Origin of the sequence: Streptomyces sp. 4F14 (genome assembly GCF_048159485.1) — a bacterium.
Lineage (GTDB): Bacteria > Actinomycetota > Actinomycetes > Streptomycetales > Streptomycetaceae > Streptomyces.
The window spans coordinates 379082-395700 of sequence record NZ_JBLRVY010000005.1 but is presented as its reverse complement, the minus strand read 5'-3'; the positions used below and the strand labels follow the sequence as shown (position 1 = coordinate 395700).

General features: G+C 72.3%; 9 protein-coding genes. 4 read left to right on the top strand and 5 right to left on the bottom strand.

The window, feature by feature from the left end; all coding sequences use genetic code 11:
- Nucleotides 1–45: 45 nt before the first annotated feature.
- The 4 genes from ACLZOT_RS11130 to ACLZOT_RS11115 are packed head-to-tail and all read right to left on the bottom strand — an operon-like array spanning nucleotide 46 to nucleotide 7557.
- Nucleotides 46–1815 carry an ABC transporter ATP-binding protein gene (locus ACLZOT_RS11130; RefSeq protein WP_416968627.1) on the bottom strand — a complete coding sequence of 590 codons (1770 nt, stop codon included), beginning with the start codon at nucleotides 1813–1815 and terminating at the stop codon, nucleotides 46–48.
- Entirely contained in the window at nucleotides 1812–3587 is a 1776-nt protein-coding gene (locus ACLZOT_RS11125; protein ID WP_416968626.1) for an ABC transporter transmembrane domain-containing protein, read from the bottom strand. Before ACLZOT_RS11125 ends, ACLZOT_RS11130 begins: the two co-directional genes overlap by 4 nt.
- Nucleotides 3584–5440, bottom strand: coding sequence for an ABC transporter ATP-binding protein (locus ACLZOT_RS11120; RefSeq protein WP_416968625.1), 1857 nt, complete (start codon nucleotides 5438–5440; stop codon nucleotides 3584–3586). Before ACLZOT_RS11120 ends, ACLZOT_RS11125 begins: the two co-directional genes overlap by 4 nt.
- A complete protein-coding gene (locus ACLZOT_RS11115; RefSeq protein ID WP_416968624.1) occupies nucleotides 5437–7557 on the bottom strand; it encodes an ABC transporter ATP-binding protein in 2121 nt (706 codons plus the stop codon). The genes ACLZOT_RS11120 and ACLZOT_RS11115 overlap by 4 nt, the downstream gene beginning before the upstream one ends.
- Nucleotides 7558–7921: 364 nt before the next feature.
- Between ACLZOT_RS11115 and ACLZOT_RS11110 the strand changes: the two genes are divergently transcribed.
- The 3 genes from ACLZOT_RS11110 to ACLZOT_RS11100 all read left to right on the top strand — a co-directional run bounded on the left by ACLZOT_RS11110 (nucleotide 7922) and on the right by ACLZOT_RS11100 (nucleotide 12576).
- Entirely contained in the window at nucleotides 7922–9880 is a 1959-nt protein-coding gene (locus tag ACLZOT_RS11110) for a M4 family metallopeptidase (protein WP_416968682.1), read from the top strand.
- Between the two features lie 440 nt (nucleotides 9881–10320).
- Nucleotides 10321–11988 carry a M4 family metallopeptidase gene (locus ACLZOT_RS11105; protein ID WP_416968623.1) on the top strand — a complete coding sequence of 556 codons (1668 nt, stop codon included), beginning with the start codon at nucleotides 10321–10323 and terminating at the stop codon, nucleotides 11986–11988.
- 72 nt (nucleotides 11989–12060) lie between these two features.
- Nucleotides 12061–12576: a DUF1990 domain-containing protein gene (locus tag ACLZOT_RS11100; protein WP_416968622.1), complete on the top strand. Its 516-nt coding sequence runs from the start codon at nucleotides 12061–12063 to the stop codon at nucleotides 12574–12576.
- Between the two features lies 1 nt (nucleotide 12577).
- Here the strand turns inward: ACLZOT_RS11100 and glgP are convergent, their stop codons facing one another.
- Nucleotides 12578–15133, bottom strand: a complete 2556-nt coding sequence (gene glgP, locus ACLZOT_RS11095; protein WP_416968621.1) for an alpha-glucan family phosphorylase — start codon at nucleotides 15131–15133, stop codon at nucleotides 12578–12580.
- Between the two features lie 239 nt (nucleotides 15134–15372).
- On the opposite strand from glgP, the gene ACLZOT_RS11090 reads away from it, so the two are divergent.
- Complete coding sequence (locus ACLZOT_RS11090; RefSeq protein WP_416968620.1) at nucleotides 15373–16539, top strand: S8 family peptidase; 1167 nt, start codon at nucleotides 15373–15375, stop codon at nucleotides 16537–16539.
- The last annotated feature ends 80 nt before the right edge of the window (nucleotides 16540–16619 follow it).

Genomic DNA, 16619 nt, shown 5'->3' with positions numbered 1-16619 from the left:
CCCGGGAGGCGACCATGGACACGGGCCGTCTTCGGCCGGCCCCCCTCAGTCCACCCCCGCCCGCTCTCCGTGCCACGTCCCCCACAACTCCGCGTACGCGCCCCCGGCGTTGACCAGTTCCTCGTGTGTCCCCAGTTCCGTCAGCCGGCCGTCCTCCATCACCGCGACCCGGTCCGCGTCGTGCGCCGTGTGCAGGCGGTGCGCGATGGCGATGACCGTCCGGTTCTCAAGGACGGCGGCGAGGGCGCGTTCCGTGTGGCGCGCGGTCGTCGGGTCGAGGAGGGCCGTCGCCTCGTCGAGGATGAGGGTGTGCGGGTCGGCGAGCACCACCCGGGCCAGCGCGAGCTGCTGGGCCTGGGAGCCGTCCAGGGCGCGGGCCCCGCCGCCGAGTCCGGCGTCCAGGCCGCCCGGCAGCTCGCCCACCCACTCCCCCGCCCCCACGGCGTGCAGCGCGGCCCACAGCTCCTCGTCGCTCGCGCCGGGTTCGGCGATGCGGAGGTTGTCGCGGACCGTGCCGAGGAAGACGTGGTGCTCCTGCGTGACGAGGACGACCTGACGGCGGAGCTGCTCGGGGCCGAGGTCGGCGACGGGGACGCCGCCGACGGTGACCGACCCTTCCGTGGGCGCGTCCACGCCCGCGAGCAGCCGGCTGAGGGTCGTCTTGCCGGCGCCGGACGGGCCGACGACGGCGAGCCGTTCACCGGGCCGGACGGTGAGGTCGACCCCGCGCAGGACCTCGCCGCCGCGCTCGTACGCGAACCGCACCCCGGTGACGTCGATCCGGTCGTCGGCCGGGGTCGGCGCGTCCTCCTTGCCCGTGCCCGGCGCCTGCGCGATGCCCTCGACGCGGGCGAACGACGCGCCGCTGGACTGGAGTTGCTCGACGCGGATGAGGACGTTGTCGAGGGGTTCGAAGAACTGGCGGGTGTAGAGGGTCGCGGTGACGACCGCGCCGACACTGATCGCGCCGTGCGTGTGCAGGACGCCGCCGAGGATCAGGATCGCCGACACGGGCAGGGTGTACGACACCTCGACGACCGGGAAGAAGACGGTGCGCAGGTAGAGGGTGTGCAGGCGGGTGCGCCGGGACGTGTCGAGTGCCGTGCGGCTGGCCGCCGTACGCCGCTGCGCGAGGCGGAACGCCTCGACCGTGCGGGCGCCGCCGGCGGTCGCGGCGAGGATCTCGGAGACGTCGGAGTCCGCCGCTCCCTGGGCGAGGTAGCCGGTGCGGGCGCGGTTCAGGTACCAGCGCAGGCCGGCCCAGATCGGTACGAGCCCGAGCGCGGCGACGGCGCCGAGGAGCGGGTCGACGAAGAAGACGGCGGCCAGCAGGAACAGGGCCTGCGCGCCGCCGACCATGATCTCGGGCCCGGCGTCGCGCAGGGTCGTCCCGACGGTGCCCACGTCGGCGATGCCGCGCGTGGTGAGGTCGCCGGTGCCGGCGCGCTCCACGACGGACGCGGGCAGCGCGAGCGCCCGGTCCACGAACTCCTCGCGCACGCGGGCGAGCGTCCGCTCCCCGAACCGGTGCGCGACGTACCGCCCCCAGCGGGCGAGCAGCAGTTGGACGACGGCGGCGACGAGGATGCCGAGCGCGAGCCGGTCGACGACGGCGACCCCGGCGCCGCCGCGCACCTCGTCGATGATCCGCCCGAGCAGCCACGGCCCCACGAGTCCGACGACGGCGGCGAGCACGTTGACGCCTACGACGATCCCGAGCGCCCGGCGATCGGCGCGCACCAACCGCCCGACCGCACGCCGCACTTCACGCGCTCCGGCGATGGGCAGCCGCCCAAAGGCCCCGTCGCCGCTCACAGCACGTCCCCTTCCGCCGAACCGGCCCGACCGGCCAACTCCCGGTGCCCCACGCCCTGTTCCGGCACCTGCTGCGCCTCTCCCGCGTCCCGGGCCACCAACTCCCGGTATCCCGCGTCCCGTTCGAGCAGTTCCCGATGCGACCCCACGGCGGCCACCCGCCCCTCCACCACGTACTGCACCCGGTCCACCCGGTCCAGCAGCAGCGGCGACGTGGAGGTCACCACCGTCGTCCGCCCCGCTCTCCCCTCCCGCAGCCGTGCGGCGATGGCCGCCTCCGTGTGGGCGTCGAGCGCCGACGTCGGTTGCACGGCGAGCAGCACCTCGGGGTCGGCGAGCAACGCCCTTACCAGGCGCACGCGTTGGCGCTGTCCCCCGGAGAGGCTGCGCCCCTGTGCGGAGACGGCGGAGTCGAGGCCGTCCGGCAGCCCGCGCACGATGTCCTCGGACGCGGCGGCCCACACGGCCCGCGTGATCTGCTCCACGTCCCGTTCCGATCGCCCCGACACCATCTCGCGCAGGGTCTCGGCGAAGAGGTCGGCCTCGTTGTCGGCGACGAGGATCCGTGCCCGCACCTCGGCCAACGGCACGCGGTCCAGCCGGACTCCACCCCACATCACGTCGGACGGCAGGTACCGTCCGAGCCGGTCGACGATCACGGCGCTGTCGGCGGGACGGGCGCAGACGACGGCGGTCGACTCGCCCGGCAGGACGCGCACGTGGGACACCGGGTCGTACAACTCGGCGGCGTGCGGGGGAGCTTCGGCGGAGGCCGGGTCGGGGTCGGGCTCCAGGGCCAGCAGCCGGACGACGCGCCGCGCGGCGACGACCCCCCGGCTGGTCTGGTATCCCACCTCGACGAGGAAGCCCACCGGGCCGACGAGGACGGCCACGAAGCCGTACACGGAGATGAGTTGGCCGATCGTGATCTCGCCCTGCGCGGCCAGGCGCGCGACGAGCCAGGTCACGACGGACAGGAACAGCGTCGGCAGTCCGACCCCGAGTGCCTGGATCCAGCTCGTCACCGCGCCGACCCGGTAGCCCTGTTCGCGCAGGCGTGCCGAGTCCCGCCGGAACGCGTCCGCGAACAGCCCTTTGCCGCCCAGGCCGTTGAGGACGCGCAGCCCGCCCGCGAGGTCCCCGACGCGCGCGGTCAGCAGCCGCTGGCGTTCGCGGTACTCGGTCTCGGCGCCCTGGAGGCGGGCCATCAACGGCCCCACGACCAGGGCGAGTACGGGCATGCCGGTCAGGACGACGACAGCGAGCAGCGGCGAGATGTCCAGCAGGAGCACCGCGACGACGACGTACACGACGATCGCCCCGAGCCCCGGGCCCAGGGCGGTCAGGGAGAACGCGATGGTCTGGACGTCGCCCACGCCGATGGTGACGAGCTCACCGGCGGCCGTGCGCCGGGGCAGCGCAGCGCCGAGCCGGACGGCCTGGCCCACGACCACCTTCACCGTACGGAAGTTGGCGTCCATGCGCAGCCGCGTCATCGTGCGGTGGCGCATGATGCTGACCCACGCGTTGAGCGCGCCGACCACGAACAGGGCGATGCTCCACCGGACGAGCGCGCCCATGTCGCCGGGTTCGAGGCCCTCGTCCACCGCTCTGGAGATCATCCAGGGCGCCGCGGCGAGCAGGACCATCCACACGGACGCCAGTGCCGCGCCGGCGAGGGCCCTGCCGGGCTGGCACCGGGTCAGCCACCAGAGGTACCCGAGCCCGCCCTTGCAGTCGGGCGTCCCCGGGTCCGCGTACGCGTCGATCACCTGCCCTCCCCCGTGCGGGCCAGGCTGTCGCGCCAGGCGCGGTGCAGGCCGGCGAACCGGCCGGTCCCGGCGATGAGTTCGGCGGGGGTGCCGTCCTCGACGATCCTGCCCCGCTCCATGACGAGCACCCGGTCGGCGATCTCGACGGTGGACAGGCGGTGCGCGATGACGACGGCGGTACGGCCGCGCAGGACCGTCGACATGGCGCGCTGGACGGCCTGTTCGCCGGGGATGTCGAGGGAGCTGGTGGCCTCGTCGAGGATGAGGACGGCCGGGTCGGCGAGCAACGCCCGCGCGAACGCGACGAGTTGGCGCTGGCCGGCGGAGATGCGGCCGCCGCGCTTGCGGACGTCCGTGTCGTAGCCGTCGGGCAGGGCGCTGATGAACTCGTGGGCGCCGATGGCCTTCGCGGCGCGCTCGATCTCCTCGCGGCCGGCGTCGGGGCGGCCGATCGCGATGTTCTCGGCGACGGTGCCGGAGAACAGGAACGCCTCCTGGGTCACCATGACGACGCCGCGCCGCAGTTCGGGGACGGGCAGGTCGCGCAGGTCGACGCCGTCGAGGGTGACGCGGCCGTCCGTCGGGTCGTAGAAGCGGGCGAGGAGTTTCGCGAGCGTCGACTTGCCCGCGCCGGTGGAGCCGACGACGGCGACGGTCTGGCCGGCCGGGAGGGTCAGGTCGAAGCGGGGCAGGATCTCGCCGCCGGTGCGGTAGCCGAAGGAGACACCCTCGAACTCGACGGCGCGGCCCGGGAGTTCGCCCTGCCGTACGGGCAGTTCGCGGGGGTCGGCGGGCTCGGGGACGGACGGGGTCTGGGCGAGCAGGCCGGCGATCTTCTCCAGGGACGCGGCGGCCGACTGGTAGGAGTTGAGGAACATGCCGAGCCGGTCGATCGGGTCGTAGAGGCGGCGCAGGTACAGGACCGCCGCCGCGAGCACGCCGAGTTCGAGCGAGCCGTCCGAGACGCGGTACGCGCCCCACAGGACGATCACCGCGACGGCCGTGTTGGCGATCAGGCGGGAGCCGGTGACGTACCGGGCCATCTCCAGCAGGGCGTCGCCGTTGGAGCGTTCGTGCGTACGGTTCAGGGCCGCGAACTCGGCGTCGTTGACGGCCTCGCGGCGGAACGCGCGCACCGGGCGGATGCCGTTCATCGTCTCGACGAACTTGACGATGACCGAGGCGATCGCCGTCGACCGCTTCGCGTACACGCGGCCCACCCGGCGCCGGTACATCCGGATCATCAGGTACAGCGGGCCGAACGAGGCGACGGCGACCGCGCCGAGGCCGAGGTCCAGCCAGAGCAGCATCGCCGAGATGTACACGAACGAGAGGATGACCGTCACGAGTTCCTGGAGGCCCTCGCTGAGGAGCTCCCGCAGCGATTCGACGTCCGTCGTGGAGCGGGAGATCAGCCGGCCCGAGGTGTACCGCTCGTGGAAGTCGACGCTCAGCGCCTGCGCGTGGCGGAAGATCCTGCCGCGCAGGTCCAGCAGGACGTCCTGGTTGACGCGCGCGGAGGCGTTGATGAACGCGTACTGGAGGGCGCCGGACAGCAGCGCGCAGCCCAGATAGCCGACGCCGGCCGCGATCAGCGGGCCCTTGTCGCCGTCCCGGTACGAGGGCACGGCCGTGTCGATCGCGTACGCCACCAGCAGCGGGCCGACCTGCACGGCCGCCTGCTGCACGAGCAGCAGCAGCGCCGTCAGCGCGGCCCGCGCCTTCATCGGGGCGAGCAGCGACCGCAGCAGCGCGCCCGTCGCGCCGGGTGGCGTGGGAAGGTCGTCCTGGTCGAAGGGGTCGGGCGCGGGGGCCTTGCCGGTGGGCGCCGGGGTGGTCGTGGGGGCGGTCATCGGCGAGCGTCCTCCTGCTCCAGGGGGGCGGTGGGGGGTTCGGCGGGGGCGGGGAGACCGGCGGGCGGGCCTGCGGCGTACGAGTCGTCGGCATCACCGGCACCGGCGAGCCTGTCGATACCGGCATTTCCGTCAGGACCGGCAGCCGGTTCCGTCTCTGCCCCCGCCATCAGATGCGCGTACTCCGCGTTCGTCCGCAGCAGTTCCTGGTGCGTGCCCACCGCCTTGATCCGTCCCTCGGAGAGCAGCGCGACCCGGTCGGCGAGCAGGACCGTGGAGGGGCGGTGGGCGACGATCAGGGCGGTCGTGTCCGCGAGGACGTGCCGCAGGGCTGCCTCGACGGCCGCCTCCGTGTGGACGTCGAGCGCGGACAGCGGGTCGTCCAGGACGAGGAACGGCGGCTGTCCGACGACCGCGCGGGCGAGCGCGAGCCGCTGCCGCTGGCCGCCGGAGAGGCTGAGCCCCTGTTCGCCGACCTGGGTGTCGACGCCGCCGGGGAGGTCGTGCACGAACCCGGCCTGGGCGACGTCCAGCGCCCGCGCGAGGTCGCCGTCCGCGCCGCCCATCAGGACGTTCTCCCCGACGCTGGCGGAGAACAGGGTGGGCTCCTCGAAGGCGACGGCGACCCGGGAGCGCAGCTCCTCGCGGGTCATCTCCTCGATGTCCTCGCCGTCGAGGGTGATCCGCCCGCTCGTGGCGTCGTACATGCGCGGCACGAGCGCGGTGAGCGTCGTCTTCCCGCTCCCGGTCGCCCCGACGAGCGCGAGGGACTCACCGGACCGTATGTGCAGGTCGATATGGCCGAGGACGGGCGGCGACTCGGGATCGGCGTCGGGGTACCGGAAGGAGACCCCCTCGAAGCGCAGCCCGTCACCGATGCCCGCAGACTCCACGCGGGCCGCGCTCGCGGGAGCGTCCCCGGCCGCCGCCGGAACCGCACCCGGCTGCCGGGCCCCGCCGGCGGAGGCCGCCGCACCCTGCACGGAACCACCCGCCGAGCCGTCGGCCCCTCCCCCGCCGTCGGCGCCCCGGACGGCCGTCGGACGCTTCGCCGCAGCGTCGTCCGCCACCCTCCGCGAGGGAACCGTCGCGCCCTTCGCGAGCCCGCCGGCCGCGCCCCCCTCCGCCGCCTCGTCCATCACCTCGAAGTACCGGGCCGTGGCGGTGGCCGCCTCCTGGCTCATCGCGAGCAGGAAGCCGATCGACTCGACGGGCCACCGCAGGGCCAGCGCGGTCGACAGGAAGGCCACCAGCGTCCCCGCCGACAGGTTCCCGTCGGCGACCTGGACCGCCCCCACGACGAGCGCCACCCCGATGGCGACCTCGGGGAGCGTGACGATGACGCCCCAGATCATCGCGAGCAGCCTGCCCTTGCGCAGTTCGGTGCCCCGCAGGGTCCCCGCCAGCTCCTGGAACGCCCGCGCCTGGCTGCGGTGGCGCCCGAACCCCTTGATGATGCGGATGCCGAGGACGCTCTCCTCGACGACGGTCGTCAGGTCGCCGACCTGGTCCTGGGCGAGACGGGCCACGCGCGCGTACCGGGACTCGAAGACGACGCAGACGACAACCACGGGGACCGCGGGCCCGAGGATGACGAGGCCGAGGGTCCAGTCCTGGAGCAGCATGATGACGACGCCGACGACGATGGTGACGGCGTTCACGAAGAGGAAGGTCAGCGGGAACGCGAGGAACATGCGCAGGAGCATGAGGTCGGTGGTCGCGCGCGAGAGGAGCTGCCCGGAGGCCCACCGGTCGTGGAAGGAGACGGGCAGCCGCTGGAGCCGGCGGTAGAGGCCGGCCCGCATCTCCGCCTCGACGTGGGACAGCGGGCGGGCGACGAGCCAGCGCCGCAGCCCGAAGAGCAGCGCCTCGGCGAACCCGAGGAGCAGCAGCCACAGCGCCCCGAGCCAGACCCCGCCCGTGTCGCGGGAGGCGATGGGCCCGTCGACCATCCACTTCAGGACGAGGGGGATGACGAGCCCGACGCAGGAGGCCAGGACGGCGACGAACGCGGCGGTGAAGAGCCGCGCCCGCGCGGGCCGTACGTACGGCCACAGCCGTAGCAGCGTTCGTACGGCCGGCTGTTCCGGGGACCGTTCCTCTGGGGCTGGCTTCACTGACGTCACGTTCGCGAGCCTACGGACCGGCACTGACAACGCCCACCGAGTTTCGGCCGGTGCACACTCGTCCGATGGTCCTACTACCTGCGGTTTCTCCGGGGCCTCACCAGGAACCCCGGGCCGCCCGGGGGTCCGCGTACAGAGATTCCCAAGGGATGGTCAACAAAGGGTTCAGGCCAATTTGTTGATGTGCTCCTGACATAACCCCCACTCTCCTGCCACCCTTCCCCCAACCGCTGCACAGCAACCCCACAGCACCACCACACCAGTTGACCGACGGTCTCCCTGAAGGAGTTCAGTGGTGAGCAGCAGCCCCACCTCCAGACGTACCCCCTACCGCAGAACAGCCGCCGCGGCCCTGATGGGCGTGGCGGCTCTCGTCGCGACGGCGATCCAGTCCGGCGCCGCGACGGCCGCCCCCGAGAAGTCCACGACGAAGACCGAGGCCGTGCAGCTGACCCCGTCCCAGCGCGCGGAGCTGCTGCGCGACGCGGACGCGGGCAAGGCCGCGACGGCGAGGAGCCTGGGCCTGGGCGCCCAGGAGGCCCTGGTCGTGCGGGACGTCGTGAAGGACAGCGACGGCACGACGCACACCCGCTACGAGCGCACGTACGCCGGTCTGCCGGTCCTCGGCGGCGACCTGGTCGTGAAGGAGAACGCGGCCGGCGTCGCGCAGAGCGTCGTCAAGGCGACGAACGCGACGGTGAAGGTCGCCTCCCTCACCCCGAAGATCGCGGCCGGCGCGGCCGAGAAGCAGGCCCTGTCGCGCGCGGCGGCGGAAGGTTCGACGAGCAAGGACGCGGCGCAGGCCCCCCGCAAGGTGGTCTGGGCGGCGAACGGCACCCCGACGCTCGCGTACGAGACGGTCGTCGGCGGCCTCCAGCACGACGGCACGCCGAACGAGCTGCACGTCATCACGGACGCCAACACGGGCCAGAAGCTGTACGAGTACCAGGCCGTCATGAACGGCACCGGCAACACGATGTACAGCGGCTCGGTGACGATCGGCTCGACGCAGTCGGGTTCGACGTACAACCTGACCGACGCGACGCGCGGCAACCAGCGCACGTACAACCTGAACCGGGGCTCCTCGGGCACCGGGACGCTGTTCTCCGGACCGGACGACGTGTGGGGCAACGGGCTGCCGTCCAACGCGGAGACCGCGGGCGCCGACGCGCACTACGGCGCGCAGGTGACGTGGGACTACTACAAGAACGTCCACGGCCGCAACGGCATCCGCAACGACGGGGTCGCGGCGTACTCGCGGGTCCACTACGGCAACGCGTACGTCAACGCGTTCTGGCAGGACTCCTGCTTCTGCATGACGTACGGCGACGGCGCGGGCAACAACAAGCCGCTCACCTCGCTGGACGTGGCCGGGCACGAGATGTCGCACGGCGTCACCGCGAACACCGCGCGCCTGGTGTACAGCGGCGAGTCCGGCGGCCTCAACGAGGCGACGTCCGACATCTTCGGCACGGCCGTCGAGTTCTACGCCAACAACTCCTCGGACGTGGGCGACTACCTCATCGGCGAGAAGATCGACATCAACGGCAACGGCACGCCGCTGCGTTACATGGACAAGCCGAGCAAGGACGGCTCGTCCAGGGACAGCTGGTACTCCGGTCTCGGCGGCCTGGACGTGCACTACTCGTCGGGTCCCGCGAACCACTTCTTCTACCTGCTGAGCGAGGGCAGCGGCACCAAGACGATCAACGGTGTCACCTACAACTCGGCCACCTCGGACGGGCTTCCGGTGACCGGCATCGGCCGGGACAAGGCGGAGAAGATCTGGTTCCGCGCGCTGTCCACGAAGTTCACGTCGAACACCAACTACGCGGGCGCGCGCACCGGCACGCTGGCGGCGACCGGTGAGCTGTACGGCACGACGTCGGCCGAGTACCGCGCCGTGCAGGACGCGTGGGCGGGCATCGCGGTCGGCGCACGCTCGACGGGCGGCGGCGGCACCGGCACCTCGTTCGAGAACGGCACGGTCGTGGCGATCCCGGACAACGGGGCGGCGGTCTCCTCGTCGATCGCGGTGACCGGGCGGACCGGCAACGCGCCGTCCAACCTCCAGGTCTCGGTGGACATCACGCACACCTTCCGGGGCGACCTGGCGGTCAACCTGGTGGGGCCGAGCGGGACGACGTACCTGCTGAAGGCGTTCAGCTCCTCGGACTCGGCGGACAACGTCGTGGCGACGTACACGGTCAACGCGTCGACCGAGACGGCCAACGGGACCTGGCAGCTGCGGGTCCAGGACCAGGCCGCGCGGGACACCGGGCAGATCAACAGCTGGAAGGTCACCTTCCCGTAAGCCGGTGATCTCCTGAACGTCGGGCGCCGTCCCCTCGGGGGCGGCGCCCGATCGTTTCCGGTCAACGCGGTCCGGGGAGTGCGGGGTTCGCCGTTCACGGTGGGGCGGCAGGGGTGAACGGGGCGGCCGGAATGCGACGTTCCGGCACACAGGCCAACGTAAGGACACCGTAAGGGGCTTCTGAGAGACGTAAACCTGGCGTTCACCAACTGGCCTTTTTTGCCGTTGCGTTGCCAAGTCGCTGTTGGGTCTTTACCGAGGTCAGCCCGTTTTACATGCCAGAAACGTTTACCGGACAGGCGGTTTTCGGCCAACATCGATTCAGGGTCCTGACATGTACGCGTCCCCGATGTCACTCTTCCCCCACCCGCCGCACAACTTCACGACTACTCCGGCCGGCAGCCCCAAGCCGACCCGGACTCCCCCACGAAGGAGCTTGTGTGACCCCCGTCTACACGCGTCACAAGCGCACCACGCTGGCCATCGCGACCGCGGTCGCCGCCGGAGCGCTGCTGACCACCGGGCTGACCACGGCCAACGCGACCGACACCAAGGTCGACGCCAACAAGGCCGCCCGGACCCTCGCCGCCGCCCCGCTGTCCCTGTCCGCGCCCGACCGGGCCGCGCTGATCCAGGACAAGCAGGCCGACGCGAGCGAGACCGCGCAGCAGATAGGTCTCGGCACCAAGGAGGCGCTCGTCGTCCGCGACGTCGTCAAGGACGTCGACGGCACGACGCACACCCGCTACGAGCGCACCTACGCGGGCCTGCCGGTCCTCGGCGGCGACCTCGTCGTCCACGCGACCCCGGCCGGCGCCGAGAAGGGCGTCACCAAGGCGACCACGGCCACCATCAAGGTCGCGTCGCTGACCCCGAAGGTCACCCCGGCCACCGCCCAGAAGCAGGCCGTCGGCCTCGCCAAGGCGGCCGGCTCCGCGGAGACCGCGCCCGACGCGGCGCCCCGCAAGGTGATCTGGGCCGGCAACGGCTCCGCCCCGACCCTCGCCTTCGAGACCGTCGTCGGCGGCCTCCAGGACGACGGCACCCCCAACGAGCTGCACGTCATCACCGACGCGGCCACGGGCAAGAAGCTGTACGAGTGGCAGGGCATCGAGACCGGCACCGGCAAGAGCCTGTACTCCGGCACGGTCACCCTGGGCACCACCAAGTCGGGTTCGACGTACAACCTGACCGACGGCACCCGCGGCAACCACAAGACGTACAACAAGGCCCGCTCGACCAGCTCCTCGGCCGGCACCCTGTTCACGGACGCGGACGACACGTGGGGCACCGGCACCGCGTCCAGCTCCTCCAGCGACCAGACGGCCGCCGTCGACGCCGCCTACGGCGCGCAGGTCACCTGGGACTTCTACAAGAACACGTTCGGCCGCAGCGGCATCAAGAACGACGGCGTCGCCGCGTACTCCCGCGTCCACTACGGCAACGCGTACGTCAACGCGTTCTGGGACGACTCCTGCTTCTGCATGACGTACGGCGACGGCGCGGGCAACACCGACCCGCTGACCTCGCTCGACGTCGCCGGCCACGAGATGACGCACGGCGTCACCTCCAACACCGCGGGCCTCAACTACTCCGGCGAGTCCGGCGGGCTGAACGAGGCGACCTCGGACATCTTCGGCACCGCCGTGGAGTTCTACGCCAACAACGCCTCGGACCCCGGTGACTACCTCATCGGCGAGAAGATCGACATCAACGGCGACGGCACCCCGCTGCGCTACCAGGACAAGCCCAGCAAGGACGGCTCGTCCAGGGACAGCTGGTCCTCGACCCTCGGCAACCTGGACGTGCACTACTCGTCCGGCCCGGCGAACCACTTCTTCTACCTGCTGTCCGAGGGCAGTGGCGCGAAGACCATCAACGGGGTGTCCTACAACTCCCCGACGTCCAACGGCTCCACGATCACCGGCATCGGCCGCGCCAAGGCCGTGCAGATCTGGTACAAGGCCCTGACCTCGTACATGACCTCGACGACCAACTACAAGGGCGCCCGCACCGCGACCCTGAGCGCGGCGTCGGCCCTGTACGGCGCCAGCTCCACCGAGTACGCGACGGTCGCCGCCGCGTGGTCGGCCGTGAACGTCAGCTAGTGGTCACGGACAGGTGAACAGGGCGGCACCCGGGACGAAGGCATCCCCGGGTGCCGCTCTACTCTTGCGCCCATGTCCGAACGGCCTTTCTCGTACGACGACGTGGGCGCGACCCGCGACCCCCAGTTCTGCCCTCCCGGCTTCCACCACCTGCGTGAACGCACGCGGCTCGGCGAGGGCGAGGCGGTCTTCCGGCGGGCCTCGGAGGCGGTGCTCACCTGGGAGATGCACCGCGCGATGGGCGTCGGCATCAACGCCTCCGCCGACCGCGCCGCCCTCGACGTGGACGTCACCGTCTCCCTCGCCGGGGTCATCAAGGCGCCCTGCCGGATCGTGTGGACAGTGGAGGAACCCCGCCGCGCCGGCTGGGCCTACGGCACGCTCACCGGCCATCCCGAGTGCGGCGAGGAGTCCTTCCTCGTGGACCGCACGGGGGACGGCACGGTGTGGCTGACGGTGACGGCGTTCAGCAGGGCGGCCAAGTGGTACGCGAAGGCGGGGGGTCCGGCGGTGCGGGGGCTCCAACTCGCCTACGCGCGCAGGTGCGGGAAGGTGCTGAGGGGGCTGTGCGCGCCGGTGTCCGAGTAGGTCACCTCATCAACACGCCTCCCCCTTCCACGACTTCCTCGGACGGCACCGCCACCAGCCCCAACTCCGCGTCCGACGCGAGCAGTCGGTGCGACGGCAGCACCCGTACCGTGTATCCGAACGGCCCGGTCCGGTCCAGCGCGAGCGGCCCCTCGTACGTCCAACCCCCTTCGTCGTCGGGCCCGTTGACCGGTTTCAGGGCGACGGGGGTGGCGTCCGTGATGCGGTCCTCGGGGTCGACGCGGCCGGCGAGGGCCTGCACCTGGACGTCCTCGGGGCCGAGGTCGCCGAGCCGGACGCGGACGCGCAGCGCGAGGGTGGAGCCGAGTTCGGGGGTGGGGGTGGCGGTGGACGTCTCGACGTGGCCGACGGCGACCCGGTGCCAGCCCGCGCGCAACCGGCCCTTCCAGTCGGCGAGTTCGCGGGAGCGGTCGGGGGTCATCGCGCGGTGGGCGAGGGCGGCCGGGGTGTAGAGGCGGTCGACGTACTCGCGGACCATCCGGTCGGCGAGGACCTTCGGGCCGAGCCGGGTGAGGGTCTGGCGGACCATCTCCGTCCAGCGGTCGGGGAGTCCGGCGGGGCCGCGCTCGTAGAAGCGGGGCGTGACGCGCTGCTCCAGCAGGTCGTACAGGGCCGCCGCCTCGATGTCGTCGCGTCGGTCGGGGTCCACGCCGTCCCCGTCGTCGGTGGGGATCGCCCACCCGAAGTCGGGCTCGAACCATTCGTCCCACCACCCGTCCAGGACCGACAGGTTGAGGCAGCCGTTGAGCGCGGCCTTCATCCCGCTGGTCCCGCACGCCTCCAGGGGCCGCAGCGGGTTGTTGAGCCAGATGTCACAGCCGGGGTAGAGCCTGCGGGCCATCGCCATGCCGTAGTCGGGCAGGAACACGATCCGGTGGCGCACCCGGGGATCGTCGGCGAACCGCACCAGCTCCTGCACGAGCCGCTTGCCCCCGTCGTCGGCGGGGTGCGCCTTGCCGGCGACGACGATCTGTACGGGCCGCTCCGGGTGCAGCAGCAGTTCCATCAGCCGGTCGCGGTCGCGCAGCATCAGCGTGAGCCGTTTGTACGAGGGGACGCGCCGCGCGAACCCGATGGTCAGGACATCCGGGTCCAACACTCCGTCGATCCAGCCGAGTTCGGCGGTCCCGGCACCGCGCTGCCGCCAGGACGCGCGCAGCCGCGCACGCACCTCGGCCACCAGCTGCCCGCGCAACTCCCTGCGCAGCGCCCACAGTTCACCGTCGGACACCCCGGACACGTCCCCGATCCGCAGCATTTCGGGCGCGACCCACGTCGGCGCGTGAACGCCGTTGGTGACGGAGGTGATCGGCACCTCGTCCGCGTCGAACCCGGGCCACAGCCCCGCGAACATCTCCCGGCTCACGTTCCCGTGCAGCAGCGAGACCCCGTTGGCCCGCCCCGCCAGCCTGAGCCCCATCACCGCCATGTTGAACAGGTTGGGTTCCCCGCCGGGGTACGTCTCCATGCCGAGGCCGAGGACGTCCTGTACGTCGATCGCGGGGAGTTCGGCGTCGGTGCCGAAGTGGTGGGCGACCAGCTCCCGGTCGAACCGGTCGATGCCGGCCGGGACCGGCGTGTGGGTGGTGAACACGGTGCCCGCCCGGACGGCTTCGAGCCCGGCGGCGAAGTCGAGGCCCTCGGCGCGGAGTTCGGCGATCCGCTCCAGGCCGAGGAACCCGGCGTGGCCCTCGTTGGTGTGGAACACCTCGGGCGCCGGGTGCCCGGTGATCCGGCAGTAGGCGCGCACGGCCCGCACGCCCCCGATGCCGAGCAGCATCTCCTGGAGGAGCCGGTGTTCGCTGCCGCCGCCGTACAGCCGGTCGGTGACGCCGCGCTCGCCGGGGTCGTTCTCCTCGACGTCCGAGTCGAGCAGCAGCAGCGGGACGCGGCCGACCCGCACGACCCAGACGCGGGCGAGGAGACGCCGGCCGCCGGGCAGGGCGAGGCTGACGTGGGCCGGGGTGCCGTCGGTCTCCTGGAGGGGGGCGAGGGGGAGTTCGTGCGGGTCGAGGACGGGATAGTGCTCCTGCTGCCAGCCGTCCCGGGACAGGGTCTGGCGGAAGTAGCCGTGCCGGTACAGGAGTCCGACGCCGACGAGCGGGACGCCGAGGTCGCTGGCGGTCTTGAGGTGGTCGCCGGCGAGGATGCCGAGTCCGCCGGAGTACTGCGGCAGGGCGGCGGTGATGCCGAACTCGGGCGAGAAGTAGGCGACGGCGGCGGGGAGTTCGCCCGCCTCGCGCTGCCGCTGGTACCAGCGTGCGCCGCGTACGTAGTCGTCGAGGTCCCCGGCGGCGGCGTCGAGCCTCCTCAGGAAGCCGCGGTCCTCGGCCAGTTCGGCGAGCCGCTCGGGCCCGACGCCGCCGAGGAGCCGGACCGGGTCGCCGGTCGCGGCCCACCGCTCGGGGTCGACGGCCCGGAACAGTTCGCGGGTCTCCTCGTGCCACGACCACCTGAGATTTCTGGCCAGTTCGGTCAGGGGGCGCAGGGGTTCGGGGAGGACCGGCCGGACGGTGAACCGACGTATCGCCTTCAATTTCCACCTCGTCGCGCGTACAGAGGGGGGACACACCGCGATGTGCGTCTCGTCGTCTCCTCGACGGTAATGGCTCCCCGCGGTCCCGTCCGAAAAACACCGCAACCCTTTGCTCGTCCGGCTCCGGACGATATGGCCGATTCCCTGCCCGTAGGCCACCTTGTGAGGGTCTGCGGCACACGAGAGGGTGCGGGAGAGAGGGGTGCTCGCGGGCGCCGGGCACGGAGGGGACGGGAGCCATGGGGTGGACACGGGCGGGGAGTTCGGGGCTGGTCGCGGTCGCGGTGGCCCTGCTGGTCTCGACGACCGCGCACGCCGTACCCGAGGGGGTCGTGGCGGGTGCGGGCATGTCCGGTTCGGTGGAAGGGAGTTACCTGGTCACGCTGAGAGCGGGGACGAGCGCCGAGGAGGGGCGCGCGGTGGCCGCCGCCTACGGGGCGAGCGTGACCCACGCCTACTCCGCCACGCTGAACGGGTACGCCGTGCACGCGGATCCGCGCCAGGCGCGGCGGCTCGCGGCGGATCCCCGGGTCGCGTCGGTCGTGCAGGACACGCGGGTGAACGCGGAGGCGGGGACGGCGAGCTGGGGGCTCGACCGGATCGACCAGGCGTCGCTGCCGCTGGACGACGCCTATCGGGCGCCCGCGTCGCAGGGGGCGGGGGTGACGGTGTACGTGATCGACACGGGCATCCGTATCAGCCACAAGGAGCTTGCGGGGCGGGCCGGTTACGGCTGGGACTTCGTCGGCGGCGACCGGTACGCCGGGGACGGCCACGGGCACGGTACGCATGTCGCCGCGACGGTCGCGGGGTCGACACTGGGCGTGGCGCGCAGGGCGCGGGTCGTGTCGGTGCGGGTGCTGGACGACTCCGGCGCGGGGACGATCGCGCGGACCATCGCCGGGATCGACTGGGTGACGCGCCATGCGAAGAGGCCCGCGGTCGCCAACCTCAGCCTGGGCGGACCGGCGAACGCGGCGCTGGACGCCGCCGTACGCGCCTCGATCCGGGCGGGGGTGACGTACACGGTCGCGGCGGGGAACTCCGGGCGGCCGGTGGGCGGGTACTCGCCGGGGCGGGTGGCGGAGGCGGTCACGGTCGGGGCGACCGACCGGTGGGATGCCCGGCTGAGCTATTCGAACTACGGTTCGCGCGTGGACCTGTTCGCACCGGGCGGGTCGATCGTGTCCGCGTCGAACGCGAGCGATACGGGGCGGGCGGTGTACTCGGGGACGTCGATGGCGGCGCCGCACGCGGCGGGCGCGGCGGCGCTGTATCTGGCGGATCACCCGAAAGCCACGCCCGCCCAGGTCGCCGGAGAACTCGTCCGGGACGCGGTGAACGGGAAGGTTTCCGGCCGTGGCACGGGTTCGCCGGACAAATTGCTCCAGGTTCCGGCACCTTAGCGAAGGACTGCCGTGACCGGCGTCCTTCACCTGAATGGCGGTATACCCAGGTATTGGACTACGCGCGAGTAGTTAGCTGC

Excerpts from the sequence above, each read along its gene's own strand:
- ACLZOT_RS11120 (WP_416968625.1), bottom strand. The coding sequence starts at position 5,440 with ATGACCGCCCCCACGACCACCCCGGCGCCCACCGGCAAGGCCCCCGCG.
- ACLZOT_RS11110 (WP_416968682.1), top strand. The coding sequence starts at position 7,922 with ATGGGCGTGGCGGCTCTCGTCGCGACGGCGATCCAGTCCGGCGCCGCG.
- ACLZOT_RS11100 (WP_416968622.1), top strand. The coding sequence starts at position 12,061 with ATGTCCGAACGGCCTTTCTCGTACGACGACGTGGGCGCGACCCGCGAC.
- ACLZOT_RS11090 (WP_416968620.1), top strand. The coding sequence starts at position 15,373 with ATGGGGTGGACACGGGCGGGGAGTTCGGGGCTGGTCGCGGTCGCGGTG.